This window comes from Shewanella sp. SR1 (assembly GCF_020447145.1).
GTDB classification, from domain to species: domain Bacteria; phylum Pseudomonadota; class Gammaproteobacteria; order Enterobacterales; family Shewanellaceae; genus Shewanella; species Shewanella baltica.
On record NZ_JAJAEF010000006.1, the window covers coordinates 77,903 to 94,494 of the forward strand.

General features: G+C 44.3%; 15 protein-coding genes. All 15 read right to left on the minus strand.

Features of this window, described 5'->3' with window-relative positions:
- Window positions 1-212 precede the first annotated feature (212 nt).
- The 15 genes from fliJ to KV201_RS07365 all read right to left on the minus strand — a co-directional run bounded on the left by fliJ (window position 213) and on the right by KV201_RS07365 (window position 16,448).
- A complete protein-coding gene (gene fliJ, locus KV201_RS07295; RefSeq protein ID WP_006082402.1) occupies window positions 213-659 on the minus strand; it encodes a flagellar export protein FliJ in 447 nt (148 codons plus the stop codon).
- Between the two features lie 29 nt (window positions 660-688).
- Entirely contained in the window at window positions 689-2,026 is a 1,338-nt protein-coding gene (gene fliI, locus KV201_RS07300; RefSeq protein ID WP_012089703.1) for a flagellar protein export ATPase FliI, read from the minus strand.
- Window positions 1,995-3,011 (minus strand): flagellar assembly protein FliH, encoded by a 1,017-nt coding sequence (gene fliH, locus KV201_RS07305; protein WP_115336099.1) that lies wholly within the window; start codon window positions 3,009-3,011, stop codon window positions 1,995-1,997. Before fliH ends, fliI begins: the two co-directional genes overlap by 32 nt.
- On the minus strand, window positions 2,998-4,050 hold the full coding sequence (gene fliG / locus KV201_RS07310; protein ID WP_226058942.1) for a flagellar motor switch protein FliG: 1,053 nt from the start codon (window positions 4,048-4,050) through the stop codon (window positions 2,998-3,000). The genes fliH and fliG overlap by 14 nt, the downstream gene beginning before the upstream one ends.
- On the minus strand, window positions 4,043-5,725 hold the full coding sequence (gene fliF / locus KV201_RS07315) for a flagellar basal-body MS-ring/collar protein FliF (protein ID WP_006085615.1): 1,683 nt from the start codon (window positions 5,723-5,725) through the stop codon (window positions 4,043-4,045). The genes fliG and fliF overlap by 8 nt, the downstream gene beginning before the upstream one ends.
- A gap of 45 nt (window positions 5,726-5,770) precedes the next feature.
- Window positions 5,771-6,106: a flagellar hook-basal body complex protein FliE gene (fliE, locus tag KV201_RS07320; RefSeq protein ID WP_011847306.1), complete on the minus strand. Its 336-nt coding sequence runs from the start codon at window positions 6,104-6,106 to the stop codon at window positions 5,771-5,773.
- A 229-nt stretch (window positions 6,107-6,335) separates the two neighbouring features.
- Window positions 6,336-7,679: a sigma-54 dependent transcriptional regulator gene (locus KV201_RS07325; protein WP_226058943.1), complete on the minus strand. Its 1,344-nt coding sequence runs from the start codon at window positions 7,677-7,679 to the stop codon at window positions 6,336-6,338.
- Complete coding sequence (locus tag KV201_RS07330) at window positions 7,672-8,754, minus strand: PAS domain-containing sensor histidine kinase (RefSeq protein ID WP_220777217.1); 1,083 nt, start codon at window positions 8,752-8,754, stop codon at window positions 7,672-7,674. Before KV201_RS07330 ends, KV201_RS07325 begins: the two co-directional genes overlap by 8 nt.
- A 109-nt stretch (window positions 8,755-8,863) precedes the next feature.
- Window positions 8,864-10,297 carry a sigma-54 dependent transcriptional regulator gene (locus tag KV201_RS07335; protein WP_006082410.1) on the minus strand — a complete coding sequence of 478 codons (1,434 nt, stop codon included), beginning with the start codon at window positions 10,295-10,297 and terminating at the stop codon, window positions 8,864-8,866.
- 296 nt (window positions 10,298-10,593) lie between these two features.
- Window positions 10,594-10,998, minus strand: a complete 405-nt coding sequence (gene fliS, locus KV201_RS07340) for a flagellar export chaperone FliS (protein ID WP_106651079.1) — start codon at window positions 10,996-10,998, stop codon at window positions 10,594-10,596.
- A 6-nt stretch (window positions 10,999-11,004) separates the two neighbouring features.
- Window positions 11,005-11,337, minus strand: coding sequence for a hypothetical protein (locus tag KV201_RS07345; RefSeq protein ID WP_226058944.1), 333 nt, complete (start codon window positions 11,335-11,337; stop codon window positions 11,005-11,007).
- A gap of 55 nt (window positions 11,338-11,392) precedes the next feature.
- Window positions 11,393-12,760, minus strand: coding sequence for a flagellar filament capping protein FliD (gene fliD / locus KV201_RS07350; RefSeq protein WP_226058945.1), 1,368 nt, complete (start codon window positions 12,758-12,760; stop codon window positions 11,393-11,395).
- 75 nt (window positions 12,761-12,835) lie between these two features.
- Entirely contained in the window at window positions 12,836-13,231 is a 396-nt protein-coding gene (locus KV201_RS07355) for a flagellar protein FlaG (RefSeq protein ID WP_226058946.1), read from the minus strand.
- A 139-nt stretch (window positions 13,232-13,370) separates the two neighbouring features.
- Window positions 13,371-14,804, minus strand: a complete 1,434-nt coding sequence (locus KV201_RS07360) for a flagellin (RefSeq protein ID WP_226058947.1) — start codon at window positions 14,802-14,804, stop codon at window positions 13,371-13,373.
- 207 nt (window positions 14,805-15,011) lie between these two features.
- On the minus strand, window positions 15,012-16,448 hold the full coding sequence (locus tag KV201_RS07365) for a flagellin (RefSeq protein ID WP_226058948.1): 1,437 nt from the start codon (window positions 16,446-16,448) through the stop codon (window positions 15,012-15,014).
- Between the last annotated feature and the right edge of the window lie 144 nt (window positions 16,449-16,592).

Consider the following 16,592-nt stretch of genomic DNA (forward strand, 5'->3'; position numbering starts at 1 on the left):
AAACGTCAATTAAACACTGCGGTTGCAGGGTCATGGACTAAATCAAAGCAAATAAGATGCCAAAACTTCAGTTTTTAATGCGGCATATTGAAAAGAATAAAACTCAGGGAAAGAAGTCGAACAAATGTTCTGCACCATAAGCGGCAACAGAAAACTGAACTCATAGAGGTTAGTTAATGGAAAAGATACCGATCATTTAACGCACCATTACACTAACGCTGATGACGGCGATAAAACTGCTGAGAAGCAAATTCATCGGTCATTTTCTGCTCTCTTTTTTGTTCAACAACTTGGCGCTTCTTCTCTTTACTCGCTAACAGTAATTCCACTGCCTTACGTTTTTTCTGTTTTTCCAACCAATGCTGTTGTCGATATTCTTTTTGTTTTTCACCGTCGGCCACAACGCGATTTTGCTGAGTAATAGCGTCATCAATCTGACGAATAAAGCGATGAAACTGGTGATAGTGACTGGCACTAATGGCTTGGCCTTGCTGGGATTGCATTTGCTTCATGTATTCTAAGCGATAGTTATTGAGTGCACTGAGTTGATTCAGCCGTTTTTGACACTCTAACTGCGCCGACTTTAACAATAACGCCGCTTGTTCTTCGGCATCATTGGCGAGCTTTAACACTAACAACAAGGGATCGGCGTTAGCCATACTAGACCTCGATTAATTCGATGACGCCATTATTTGCACTGTGCGGCAAGTTGCCCGAGCATGACTTGGCTATCGGCAAAACTGAATGCATCACGCATGGTTTGGCGTAAAAAAGCATTCATCGCCGGCTGTAATCGTATCGCATTATCGATTCGAGGATCGCTGCCTTGTGCGTAGGCACCAATGGAAATCAAATCCCGATTTTGCTGATACAAGGAATAAGTTTGTTTCACGCGGCGCATCGCTTCCAAATGTTCATTGGAGATCACCATAGGCGCGACTCGGCTAATAGAAGCTTCAATATCAATCGCAGGATAGTGCCCAGAGTCCGCAAGCGAACGTGACAAGACTATATGACCATCAAGAATCGCCCGCGATGCATCGGCAATGGGATCCTGTTGATCGTCCCCTTCCGTCAACACAGTATAAAATGCCGTAATTGAACCTTGACCTGGGCCACCGTTGCCGGCGCGCTCAACTAAACGCGGCAGCTTTGCAAACACTGAAGGCGGATAGCCTTTGGTGGCAGGCGGCTCACCCACAGCCAAAGCTATTTCCCGTTGAGCTTGGGCATAACGCGTCAAACTATCCATTAATAACAAGACGTTATAGCCCAAATCGCGAAAGTATTCGGCAATACGAGTCGAGGTTTCACAGGCGCGAAGGCGCATCAGCGGCGAGGTATCTGCAGGCGCGGCAACAACAACAGAACGCGCTCGACCTTTATCCCCAAGAATCTCTTCAATAAACTCTTTGACTTCACGGCCACGCTCGCCCACCAGCCCAACCACAATAATGTCGGCAGTGGTACCGCGGGTCATCATGCCTAAGAGCACACTCTTACCCACACCAGAACCAGCAAACAAGCCCATACGTTGGCCTTTACCCACAGTCAGCATGGCATTAATGGCGCGAACGCCAACGTCCAGCGGCTCGGTAATAGCACGGCGGGATAAGGGATTAATGGCAGCGCTATGTCTTGGCGCTTGTTGATCTGTCTGCAACGCACCTAAACCATCTAAAGGCACGCCGTTACCATCGAGCACGCGTCCTAACAACGACAAGCCGACATTGAGTCCAGTTTGTTCCCCTAAAGGAACCACCCGGGCACCGGGTAATACCCCACGTAATTCTTCGATAGGCATTAAATAAAGGAGTTCGCCATCAAAGCCGACAACTTCGGCAATTAACTCGCCCGCCATGGTTTCGATGGAACATAAGCTGCCCACAGGCGCGCGGCAACCGCTCGCCTCTAAGGTTAAGCCAACAACACGAACCAGCTGACCACTTGCCACAGCACGAAATGGCGGCACTTTATCCTGATGATGATTCAGCCTATTCAGCAGTTGGTGTTGGCGATTTTGCATCTGTTCCGGCATCCGATTGGGTATCTAAGTGCTCACCTGTGTTTGAGGTAGATTGCATGTCCTCAGTGTCTTGGTTAACCGTATCGACAGCTTGGTCATCCGCCGTTTGATTATCAAGCTCAGACTCAAGCGCCACAGCCACTTGTTTGGCAGTATCTTCAGCTTCAATCGTCTCTTGCAGTTGATGCTGTTTATCACTCAAATGCGCATGTTGATTTCGTAATGACTCAAACACGGTATCAATACGCGATGAAAGCGTTAAATCCACTAAAGAGCGATGACTGCTCAGAATACAATCGCCTGCACTTAACGTCGGATCGACTTCAAGCTCCCATTTACTGCGGGTCAGTTGGGCGGTGGAATAAAGTTGTTCGACAAGGATCACATCGTCAGGATGCAGCCGAATAGTCACCGCTTGCTCCTTAATGGGTAGCGACTCTATGCCTAAGCGTAATGCCGAAAGTACTTGTTCTGGATGGGTTTTTAATTCGTGACCTATGACAGATTTAGCTAATGTCATACTCAAGTTCAGTAGGGAGAGCTCAATATCACCATCGAGTAATTGCAATGGCTTTTCAAATTGAGTTAATAAGGCTTCAAACCGCGAAAGTAAAACTTTGGCTTGAGCTAAACCGGTTTCTAATCCTTGCTCATGCCCTTGGGCGAGCCCTTCAGTATGGCCTTGCTCTAAGCCTTCTAAGCGACCTTTTTCTAGCCCTTGCTCGTAACCTTGTTGTTTACCTTCGGCAAACCCTTCTTCTTCAGCTTGGGCGCGAATGTCTTCAATCTCGGCCATCGTCGGCGGAGAAACACTCTCAACTGTCGTAGGCTTAGCGGCTTGATGATTCGAATGGCCGAACAAATTCGAGATAGAATCGTCATCGGCTTCAGTCACATCTGGCAGTGCCCAGTGACTAAACTCAATATCTCCGTCGCTCAAGACCTTATTTGACGGTTTATTGTCACTCGGATTAGAGGAACTCATCGCCACCACCGCCGCCTAACATGATTTCGCCACTGTCGCTTAAGCGACGGGCAATAGACAGGATTTCTTTTTGGGCGACTTCAACTTCACTGATACGGATTGGGCCCATGGCCTCAAGATCGTCACGCAGCAATTCAGCGGCACGTTTTGACATGTTGCCCAAGATTTTTTCTTTCAGCTGATCATCAGTGCCTTTGAGCGCCTTCATCAGTACATCTTGCTGTACTTCACGCAACAAGGCTTGAATACCACGGTCATCAACGTCGATTAAGTTTTCAAATACGAACATCAAGCCTTGGATTTGCTGCGCCATTTCTTCGTCAGACTCGCGCATGGTTTCCATCAACTGACTTTCGATACCCGTATCTAAATAGTTCATGATGTTGGCAGCCGCTTTTAAGCCACCCATTTTCGCGGCCTGTGCGCCACCTTGACCAGCAAACTGTTTTTCCATGATGTCGTTCAGCTCTTGCAGTGCAGCGGGCTGTACTTCTTCAAGATTCGCAATCCGCATCATCAAGTCTAAGCGAGTATTTTCAGGGAATTGACCAAAAATTTCCGCCGCCTGATCGGGTTCTAAATAGGACAACACGATCGTTTGGATCTGAGGATGTTCGTTTTGAATAATGGTCGCTACTTGGCGTGCATCCATCCATTTCAACGAATCCAAACCTTTAGCACCGCTGCCCATGATAATCTGTTCAATCAGATTACCCGCTTTATCTTCACCCAGCGCGGCGGTTAAGGCTTTACGAACGAACTCTTCGCTGTTGAAACCAATAGAAGAATACTTTTGTATGTCATCGAGAAACAGCTTATGTACCCCGATGACTTTTTCTTGACCAAACTCATCCATTGCCGCCATCGCCATACCCACTTTTTGCACTTGCTTCGGCTCTAAGTGTTTTAAAATGGATGCAGCATCGGCCTCACTCAAACTGAGGAGTAAGATCGCGGTCTTTTCGACACCGCTAATATCCTTAATGTTAAAGGCAGGTGGGGCCGCTGCAGCCACTTCTTTCGTTTTATTCTCAGCCATTGTCTTGTAACCAGTTTTTCACGACTTGAGTAGAGAGCTCAGGCTCATTCGCCACGAGCGCACGGATAGCTTTAATCATATCATCATCTTTGTGCAAATTAGGGATATGAATTGAACCATCATCGGCATAACTGTATTCCGCCTCTTGGGTATTGAGCATCCCTAGCGTATCTGCCGCGTACTGGTCCTCAATTTCGGCCAATTCGTTACCTAATCTGCCATCCTCAGGCATATTCACACTGTCAGGATAGATTAAGCGTTTCAGCATAGGACGTACCACAGCTAAAATCAGTACCAGAATCACTAGTGCACCAATACCGAGCTTAATCGCACGCCAGAACCAAGGTTGTTCCCACAGTTCTAGTGCTGGCAAGTCTTCAACCAATTGATCCATAAAGGGAACCGTTACAACTTCTAACACATCACCCCGTTGCGAGCTAAAACCTACGGCACCTTCGAGTAAACGACGGATATTGGTCAGCTCTTGTTCAGTACGGGCAACACGCGCCACTTGACCATTTTCTCCGGCTGCACCGGGTTTAAAGTCCACCGCAACCGACACACTAATGCGGCGAACGGCGCCAACTTGCTGACGGGTGTGGCTAATCGTAGTATCTAACTCAAAATTACGGGTCGCTTCACGGTGCGAATTACCTGCGGTGACAGACTCAGTCGCTTTAGTCGCATCTTGCGGAATGTTCGATTCCATTGGCGGTTGATTCGATAGCGCGCCAGGGATCCCACCCGAAGAGCCGCCAGTGGTATTATTTTCAACGGTCATTTCGCTGCGTAAAGACGGTAAATCTGGGTTATAACGCTTAGAGGTTTGCTCGACCGCAGTAAAGTCCATGCTGACATCGACTTGAGAGGTGAAATTATCAGGACCTAAGATTGGTACCAAAATCGATTCAATCTTAGTGCGATACTCGGCTTCTTTTTGCTGTACTAATTCAAGCTCGCGACGGGCTGTCGCAGACGCGCCATCTTGGCTGCCTGAGTTTAATAAACGGCCGTTAGAGTCGGTCACAGTCACCCGTGATGGTTCTAAACCTTGTACTGCAGAAGCAACGATATCAACGATAGCGTCGACTTCACCTTGGCCTAAACCGCCACGACGGGTATTGATAACCACAGTCGCACTTGGTTTTGAGGCATTGCGGGCAAAGACGTTTTCTTTAGGTAACGCGAGGATCACTTTTGCGCGGCTAACACTTTGTAGTTGCTCAATTGCACGGGCAAGGTTTTCTTCTTGGCTGTGCTTAAGACGGGCTTGCTCCATACGTTGGCTGACACCAAAGCCGCTGTCTTGATTCAAGAAATCTTGACTGGCCGCAGGGCTATCGACGCCTGCGCGGCTCAGCATCATTTTGACTTCTTGATATTTATCTTCGGGGACTTTAATCACGTCTACATCGATTTGATACTTAACTTTATTTTTATCAAGCACATCTAATACTTGAACCATTTCCTGAGTTTCCATTTTACCCAATGGACGATACTCAGGCTCCTGTGCCCACAGCATGACAAATACGGCTAAGGCCAAACAAATCGCCAAGGCTAAAATCATAGTTACTTGACGCATCATATCGACACCGCCAAGGTTTCCCATCATTCCTGACTTATGTTCTTGCTGGACACCTTGGTCAGCTAAGTCGGAATTGGATCCGACAATCATTTCTGTGCTCACGATTCGTACCTGCTAATTGGGTTATTCACTGGCCTAGACAGGCATGCTCATTATTTCTTTATAGGCTTCGACAAGCTTATTACGTACTTGTACCGTTGCCTCGAAGGCGACGCTGGCTTTCTCACGGGCGATAACAGTATCTGACAACGAGACCGTAGTATCTCCCATTTCTAAGCGCGTCGCGAGGTTTGATGATGTCGACTGTAAACCGCTGACATTGCCGACGGCTTGCGAGAGTAACTGACCGAAGTCCGCACCACTGGTGTTATTAACTTGCTGCATGATATTTGGCTGAACGCCAAAAGACGGCGTAATTTCGCCTTGGAGTTTCTGCATTTCTTGCAGGAATGAATTTGCGCCTATTTGCATGCTGAGCTCCCAGTCGTCGAGTTCTTGACGATCAAAATACCTATAACGGGACAATGCAAAATAACGGCCAAGTTTTCAAATGGTCGTGATTGATAATAAATTGACGGGATAAGAAGAAGTTAAAACTAAGGATTCTGGATAAAATAGGCCACTTTTGCGGTAGTATATTTTAATAAATGCAGCCTCACACTCATGTGGAGGCTACAAGATTATCACTTGAATTTAAAGACTAATTTGGCAGTTGAATGCCCATATCACGCATTCTTGCCATCTTGTATCTTAAGGTTCGGGCGCTTATCCCCAGTTTTTCAGCAACCAGTTTGCGGCTTCCTTGGCATTGATTAAGGGTTTCTAAAATAATCACATGCTCCTGCGCTTTAAGCTCTTCGCCTAAACCGTCTGGCTCGGCAACAAATTGATCTAGGTCATCAGCGCCTAAAATCACATCCTGCGCATCGATAATAATGTCATTGGCGGTGATCACTTGACCGGCTCTTAATATCAAAGCCCGCTGTATAACATTATCGAGTTCACGTACGTTCCCCGGCCAGCGATGACTCAATAAACGTCGACGTGCATTTTCATCCAACTCAGGCACATCGGCGACATTCAATGCCTTGGCATGCTTAACCAGTAAATGGCGCGCAAGGGGCAGAATATCCGCAGGACGTTGACTTAATGCGGGCCAAGCTAAGGGGAACACGTTGATTCGATAGTAGAGATCTTCCCTAAAGCCACCTGCCGCCACCACGGCTTTTAAGTCACGATTGGATGTGGCAAGCACGCGTACATCCAGCTTAATGGTTTTACGGCCGCCTAAACGCTCAACTTCACGCTCTTGTAATACCCGCAATAACTTAGCTTGTAAGCCTAAATCCATCTCAGAGATTTCATCTAGCAGCAAAGTGCCACCTTGAGCCTGCTCAAATTTCCCCGGACACGCTTGATAGGCGCCAGTAAATGCGCCTTTTTCATAACCAAAAAGGGTGGCTTCGAGCATATTCTCAGGAATGGCTGCACAGTTAATGGCCACAAAAGCTTGATCCGCACGGCCACTGTGTTGATGAATATAACGGGCTAAGACTTCTTTACCCGAGCCGCTTGGACCTAAGATCATAACCGATGCATCAGAAGCCGCAACCCGCTGAGCAAGTGCTAATAAAGCTAAACTCTTCTCATCGGCAACAACTGGCTGATCCACATTTTGTTTTAACGGCAAATAGCGGGAAACTTGATTGAGCAAGACTTCTGGCGCAAAAGGTTTGGCTAAGTAATCGACAGCGCCCAATTTAATGGCATCCACCGCACTACTAATCGTGGCATAAGCTGTCATCAGCAACACTGGCAACTTAGGATGATGTTGCTGTAGGAAATTTAATAATCCTAAACCACCAATACCTTGCATTTGCACATCGCTAATGACTAAATCAAATTGATGTTGTTTCAAGGCTAGAATAGCGTCTTCACCCGAGGCAACATCAACACACTCATACTGAGCCAACATTAAAGTATCCAACAAGGCTTCACGCAATGAAGCATCATCTTCAACGAGCAATAACTTTGCTTCAGACATGAGTAATCTCCAAAGGTAATATCACCGCAGATTTAGCCCGAGGGAAGACTAAAGACACAGTACAACCTTTATTCGGTAAGCAACTTAATTGCAGTTGTCCTCCATGATTGCGCACCACAGATTGCACAACCGCTAACCCGAGCCCAGTTCCCTGCGATTTTGTCGTAAAGAAAGGTTCAAGCACCTTCTGCTGCATATTGGCATCTAGGCCTTTGCCATTGTCGATGACATTCAGTAGTAACTGATCGCCCTCTTCTTTCGCCTGAATACGAATCTCAGTGGCGCCAGCTTCAATACTGTTCATGACTAAATTATTAATCGCCGAGCTTAACGCATTGGAATTAGCTAACATTAAACTGCTTGATGTATCATCAAATGACAAGTCACAGCATTGCTTTGCCGCTATTGGCTCACAATTTGCCAAAACATTGTCGATAACCTCAGCAAGCGTAATCAAATCTCCGAGTTCATCCTGTCGGCCTTTCGCCATCAATAGCATGTCGTTAACCTGCCGCTCGAGTTCATTGAGTCTATCAACAAGTTTTTGCTGGAATTTCGCTTTAGCGGCATCGGATAACTTAGGACTCGCAAGATTAGAGGCATATAGCAAAGCGGCGGATAAAGGCGTGCGCACTTGATGCGCCAAAGTTGCGACCATTTTACCCAGGGCCGATAAGCGTTGTAGATGGGAGATATTTTTCTGTAATAATCGAGTTTCAGTTAAATCAGTTAACACAATTAATTGACCAGGCTCTGGCGTGAGTGGCGTAATGGCTAATTTAACGCGGCGGCCATTACGCAGTGACACTTCGTGACCATCATCGTCCTGTGGCGCAAAGGCACTGTGGATTACATCAATCCAGCGAACGCCACACAAGGAGCGCTCTAGTAATTCAACTGCAACCGGATTGGCATCCGTGACTATACCGTCGCCATTGATAATCACCACGCCGGATGGCATAGCCTGTAAAATATGCTCCATTCGATTGGACATATTCGCGGCCTCACGCAGTTGGTTCCATTGTTTGCTAGTGTGCTTGAATGACTCAATTTGCGCTAGTGGGTTGGCTGACATAGTCACTCCGTCAAAAAATTGCTTATGACGGAGTGACTGCAGTATCTATGCCAAATTGGAAATTAAACTTTAGAGGTTAAAAAGACTTATATAACAATAAAATAGAAAACTAATCTTTTGTCATTCCGTACTTACGCATTTTTTCTACAAGCGTTGTACGACGTATTCCGAGCATCTCAGCCGCGCGAGCAACAACGTTATCTTGCAGCTCTAGCGCCTGACGTATCATGTCGATTTCCAGTTCTGCTAATAAATCCTTAAGGTTAACGCCTTCAGGCGGTAGCTCACTTGGGAAACGTGTCTCAGGGATTTCAACCGGCTCTTCATCACTAAAGATAGAAGCCAAAGCATCACGTTCCTGTTGCTCTTCGCTCATCTCTACACAATATTCGGGCACATCAATATGGCGATACTTAACGGGTAAGTCGTTCACATCAACCAGTCCACCCGGATATAAAATGGTGAGGCGTTCGACTAAATTAGACAGCTCACGCACGTTACCCGACCAAGCATGTTCTTTTAACGACTCTATCGCACGCTGCGTAAAACGCACCTTGCCACGGCCTTCGTTATAGACTCGGCTCACCAACTCTTGTAATAGCAAAGGCACATCGTCCTTGCGATCACATAGCGCAGGCATTTCAATCGGGAATACGTTTAGGCGGTAATAGAGATCCTCGCGGAACTCATTCACGCTGATCATGGTTTCTAAATCTCTATGTGTCGCTGCTACAACGCGCACATCGGCATTGATGGTCTTAGTGCCGCCAACACGCTCAAATACCCGTTCTTGCAGTACACGAAGCAATTTAACTTGCATCTGCAATGGCATATCACCAATTTCATCGAGAAATAGCGTGCCACCTTCGGCCAATTCAAAACGGCCCTTACGAGAACAAATTGCCCCAGTAAATGATCCCTTCTCATGACCAAAAAGTTCACTCTCTAACAACTCTGGCGGTATAGCACCACAGTTAACAGGAATAAAAGGGCCATCACGACGCTCAGACAAATAATGGATATTACGAGCGACCACTTCTTTACCTGTACCCGATTGGCCCAGTACTAGTACAGTCGCCTCAGATGTCGCCACTTGATTAATCAAGTGTCTTACATTGGCAATACCATCACTGCGCCCAACCAAGCTTCGGAATAACTTAGTTTGATTTGCACTTGTGGGGACTTGAGGGCGCTTAACTTGGCCAAATACTTGGCAGAAGTGTAATAATTCGGTGAGTTGAGGATAGGTTAAAGGTTCCTCAATGTTTCCAAGAATGTTAGACACTTGCAGATCGTCAACGTTGCCAAGCAACAGCATAGGTTGCCATGGATGTTGACCCGCGATGTTTTTAAGTGCATCAGCATCCATAACATCAGTTAGGATAACTAAAGCTCGAAAACGAGTATCTTGGAGGCTAGCACTTAATTTTTCGGCGTCAATTTGTGCAATTTGCTCACCTAAAAAATCAAAAATGCAACACAGGCGATTTAATCGCTCTGATGAGGGGCCGATAAGTAAAATTCGTTGATCTGTTTGCATCATTCAGTAGGCCGTAAAGCTCTAATATGTATTAATTCGCATTAATTATTTATGATTAGTTGCTGTAAAAGCTTAACAAATTCAATGTAACAATCTGTGCCACCATCACTACTTGTGATGAATATTGTATTATCAGCAGACGAGAAGCAAGCCTCAGATGAGGTTTATGCCAAACTGAATTGATTTTAGTTCATTTATGCCATGATTCTAGTTAAAAACGTCAAACATTTGACTTTAAGCCAAAAAAAAGACGCAACCAGTGCGTCTCTAATGCATTCTTTCTAGAACAGAATTTAAGTCTATTCGGGATAAGATGACAAATTATGTTTGTCAGTGGGAATAGCATCCCATCCTTCTTTAATTGTTTTAAGAATGACGACAACCTCATCAATCGCTTGAGCATCATTATTGATATTAGCTTCTGACATTCTTCGTAACATGAAATCATATAATCTTGTTAGATTACTTGCAACATCACCTTCAGCATCCATATTTAAACTGCCATTCAAACCGGAGACAATACCAATAGCTTTCCCCATGAATAGGCCACGCTTAGCAATATCACCTTGCTCTATCGCGCATTTGGCTTGGGCTAGACGCTCTAATGCGCCCGCAAATAACATTTGAATGACACGATGCGGAGAAGCCACGCTCAGATCACTTTCCACAGAGATTTTTCGATATGATTGCATTGATCCGCGCATAAATACCTACCTATTTGATTCTATTGCTTTATAAGCTTTAATATGGCGCTTAGCATTATTATCTACCTGCGCGAGTGCTCGACAATCCTCCATCACTTTCGTTGACCGTAAAATTAAAGTTTGACTCAAATTAAACTGGTCTACTAAGCACTGTCGATCGATAAACTCGCTATTAGACACTAAGGTTTTCAAACATACTTCGCGCTGCTCAATAAGGCTCTGCAATTCTAATACCAAAACATAAAAAATTTCATCAGCAGGGTTAGAGTTATCAATTTTTCCCAGCTTTAACAATATGTTGATGTTAACATCTGTTAGCTGCTGAATGATCTTATCCAAATTACCCTCGTTAACATATCTAGAAATAGCGACTATGCCAAAATTTCGACTCTATTTACTTACTTTGTCTAACAACACCAGGAAGAGAATCGATTCTTGATAATAGCGAGCTTGATTGGGAATTTAGGTTAGCAACCATTAAATCCATAGCATTATACTGCTTATATAAACGATCACTATACGCTGTCATACGAGTATTCAATTGCACACGACTGTCGGCAATACGAGATAATTGCTCATCGAGTGAGCTATCACGGCCATCAATTGCACCACCAGATTTAATATAGGTATCAACCAAACTCGACATTTTTGACGCAAGGCCTGTGTCTTCTGTTGCAAACAGCTCTGCAATAGTTCCTTTGTCGTTTTTAATAGCTTCAGTTAATTTAGTCGAGTCAACTTCTAATAAGCCCTCGCGGGTAGTTTTTACACCTAAGTTTGCCAGCATTTGAGTGCCATCTGAGGTGTCAAATCCACTCGATAACATGCCGCGCAACTGGCTTTGAATGCTGCGAGGCAGGGCATCACCCTGCAATATTCCCGCCTGTTTAGTATCAGGATTATATCCAGTTAGATCTTTTATGGTTTTCATCAAACTATTGTAGGATTCGACAAAGCCTTCAATGGCTGTTTTAGATGTCGCAGTATCTTTACTCACTGTAAGAGTCGTCGTTTTGTCTATATCGGCAGCAGTAAGCGTTAAAGATACCCCAGTAATGGCTTCCTTTAGGCTATTTGATTGAGCTACCACTTTTACCCCATCGATATGCACTATTGCATTCTTCGCAGGTGTCAGTTCACTCATGGTAAATGTATCCGATAAGCCAGTACCGGCACCAGTATTCGTTGCAGTAACGGATATTAGGTTATCTTCACCCGTTTTTTTAGACCCTAACACAAGCTGAGGGCCCAATTCACCGTTGATAACCGTTGCAGTAACATCGGTATTATCATCAGCATTATTAATTTTATTCATAATATCGGTAAGCGAGTCAGTGGCGCTAACATCAATATTAAACGCAGTGCCGCTGCCCACACCGATAGATAACGAACCTTCACCTATAGGTGAGGTTGCGTCTTCAGCAACAGCAGAACCTACCTTTTGACTTTGGGCAAGTTGATCCACTTTAACTTGATAACTACCAGCAACAGCGGTTTTATCAACGGTGGCGGAAAGGTAATCTTTAGTAGACATAGCAACTTTTTGGCTGCCAAAGGTTTCTGATTTAGTTAATGTTTTCAACTTATCATTAAATTCAGACATGGCGCTTTTTAATGCGCCAACACCGGATATCTGGGCATTAAGCTTGCCTTCATTGGCATCAAACTTGGCGATTTTACCGGCACTTTCTGCATTCACTAATGCAGTTACAATGCCACCGATGTCCATTCCAGAACCAATACCAACCGATGTTAAGCCCATATTAACCTCTACTAAACGACAAACCCAATCAACACAGTATCACGCAACAATGTGAGATACATACTCACCAAAATATTAAACTTCTGTTTTCATCAATAAACCAGCGACTTCACTTAACTTTTTCGCAATATCCAAGGCTTCTTCATTCGGTATTTGCCGAATCAAATCGCCTGTTTGTTCGTCGATCACTTTTACAACCTGCACACCAGAATCTTCATCGATATTAAAGGCTAAGCCTTTTTGCATCAAATTCATACTGGCGGCAATCTCTTTTACCGCTTTTTGCAGCGCCTCGGCATCCACCTGCGCCGTTTTACTAACCTGTTCGACACTGCGTACCGACTCATCAGTCGTTGGCACACCCTTACTAGGCAAGTTCTTCTCGACAACACTGGTTTTATTATCGGTTAGCGCTGCCATATTGTCTTTTCTAGCCGATGGTATTGAAGTATTGATAACATTAACGTCCATGACACACCTCAACTTACTTTCTATCGTAATTTAATAAGCAATTCACATACCAAAAAGAGAATGCTATTGCTTAAAGCAAAAAGGAGAGTCCTTACAGACTCTCCTTATCATCTCAACTCATTTTATGCTGTACCACTGATTATAGAAGTGATAGCGCGGTTTGTGGTAACTGATTAGCCTGTGCCAGCATTGCAGAAGAGGTTTGCGATAGAATTTGCTGTTTGGTTAACTGGGCAGTTTCTGAGGCAAAATCCACATCTTGAATACGGCTACGGGCATCGGATACGTTAGACTGAATATTACTTAAATTATTGATAGTAAAATTCAGCCGGTTTTGGACCGCACCCAAATCCGCACGTTGGCTATCAATCCCTGCAATAGCAGCATCAATAATGGATAATGCATTCTGTGCACCATCAGCGGTACCAATATCAATAGAGTCAACGTTGGTCAATTTTGATTGGCCAGCTGCCTCGCTAAATACATCAGCATTTGCGGCAACTAACGAAAAACTCTTACCACTACCATTTAATTCAATACTACCCACAGCAATTTGGTTTTCATCATCAGCCAATGTCGCTGTTTTACCTGCGTGATTGGTTATTGATGCCTCGGCATCACCATCTGTATTAGCAATGGAAATCGCAATATCATCATCCGATGTTAACACTAATTCACCATTATCATTTAGTGACGCTGTCACCCCAATGTCTGGTGTTTGATTAATCACATCTACCATTTTGGCGCTACTTAAATTCTCAACAGAAACAGCTTTACCGTTTACTGTCAATGCAGCACCCTCATCGTTAGATAAACTCGAAATGGTTAATTTATTAGTTACTACCGCCTTAACTCCTAACCCCTCTGCATCGACAGCGGTATTTATTGCTGTTGCAATCGTTTTAGAGCTAGCATTAACTGCATAACTTATCGCAGCCGTTGAACCTTCCGCAGTTGATAGACGTAAATTCGCTTCAACTGTGACACCATTATCAGTAGCATGGGTAACAAACTTTCCTGTAGCAGTACCATCTTTAGCAAAATCCTTATTGTAATCATTGGAGCCTAACGTTGCTGCAGAGGTATTTTTTAAAGAAACTGAAATCGTTTCATTAGCATTTGAACCCACTTGGAATTTTTGTGTTCCATAATTGCCATCAAGCAACTTTTGACCACCAAAAGAAGTGGTTTCCGCTATACGCGTTAATTCTGTTTGCAAAGAGCTAATTTCTTTCTGCATAGAGGCGCGATCTTCAGCAGAATTTGAACCATTCGCAGACTGTAAAGATAAGTCACGCATCCGCTGCAGAATATTGGTTGATTCTTGCATTGCGCCTTCAGCGGTTTGGGCAATCGAAATACCATCGTTGGCATTACGCATGGCCACCCCGATACCATTCACTTGGCTGGTCATACGGTTAGAGATTTGTAGACCTGCGGCATCATCTTTAGCACTGTTGATTCGCAGACCAGAGGATAAACGCTCCATCGAAGTGGATAGTTTTGAATTGGCACCATTTAATTGGTTTTGTGCACGCATTGAGGTGACGTTGGTGTTTACTGAAATAGCCATGGTTATTGCCCTCTACCTAACTTGAATAGTGCCTGTCAGTACTGTCAGGCAAAGTTTATTTTCTACAAACACTTTAACGGCGAGGGAGTTTAAACCTTTAGCAAATAATTTAAAAATTTAACTCAAAAAGTAAAAACATAATGAAATCAAATAAAAACAGACCAGCAAGGTCTGTTTTTATGATAGGAGATAACTAACCGTTCAATCCTAGCCTAATAAGGATAATGCGGTTTGTGGTAGCTGATTAGCCTGAGCCAGCATTGCAGAAGAGGTTTGCGATAGAATTTGCTGTTTGGTTAACTGGGCAGTTTCTGAGGCAAAATCCACATCTTGAATACGGCTACGGGCATCGGATACGTTAGACTGAATATTACTTAAATTATTGATAGTAAAATTCAGCCGGTTTTGGACCGCACCCAAATCCGCACGTTGGCTATCAATCCCTGCAATAGCAGCATCAATAATGGATAATGCATTCTGTGCACCATCAGCGGTACCAATATCAATAGAGTCAACGTTGGTCAATTTTGATTGGCCAGCTGCCTCGCTAAATACATCAGCATTTGCGGCAACTAACGAAAAACTCTTACCACTACCATTTAATTCAATACTACCCACAGCAATTTGGTTTTCATCATCAGCCAATGTCGCTGTTTTACCTGCGTGATTGGTTATTGATGCCTCGGCATCACCATCTGTATTAGCAATGGAAATCGCAATATCATCATCCGATGTTAACACTAATTCACCATTATCATTTAGTGACGCTGTCACCCCAATGTCTGGTGTTTGATTAATCACATCTACCATTTTGGCGCTACTTAAATTCTCAACAGAAACAGCTTTACCGTTTACTGTCAATGCAGCACCCTCATCGTTAGATAAACTCGAAATGGTTAATTTATTAGTTACTACCGCCTTAACTCCTAACCCCTCTGCATCGACAGCGGTATTTATTGCTGTTGCAATCGTTTTAGAGCTAGCATTAACTGCATAACTTATCGCAGCCGTTGAACCTTCCGCAGTTGATAGACGTAAATTCGCTTCAACTGTGACACCATTATCAGTAGCATGGGTAACAAACTTTCCTGTAGCAGTACCATCTTTAGCAAAATCCTTATTGTAATCATTGGAGCCTAACGTTGCTGCAGAGGTATTTTTTAAAGAAACTGAAATCGTTTCATTAGCATTTGAACCCACTTGGAATTTTTGTGTTCCATAATTGCCATCAAGCAACTTTTGACCACCAAAAGAAGTGGTTTCCGCTATACGCGTTAGTTCTGTTTGTAATGCTGATAATTCTTTTTGCATTGCAGCGCGGTCATCTGCTGAGTTAGAACCGTTTGCAGATTGTAAAGATAAATCACGCATCCGCTGCAGAATATTAGTCGATTCCTGCATCGCGCCTTCGGCGGTTTGGGCAATGGAGATACCATCGTTGGCATTACGCATGGCCACCCCGATACCACTAATTTGGCTGGTCATACGGTTAGAAATTTGTAAACCAGCCGCATCGTCTTTGGCGCTGTTAATGCGCATGCCCGATGATAAACGCTCCATCGAGGTGGATAATTTTGAATTAGCGCCGTTTAATTGGTTTTGCGCCTTCATCGATGTGACGTTGGTATTTACTGAAATAGCCATGTTACGTTCCTCTTCTAAGTTGGGTGCCAAGACGTGGAAGCCTGGCTAAATCTTGTTGCCATCAATTGCTGCAACTTTACTTAACGTGCTTAACTCTATTTGCTTAATTTAATTACTTAACCTTTAGACCTTGATGCCTTCATC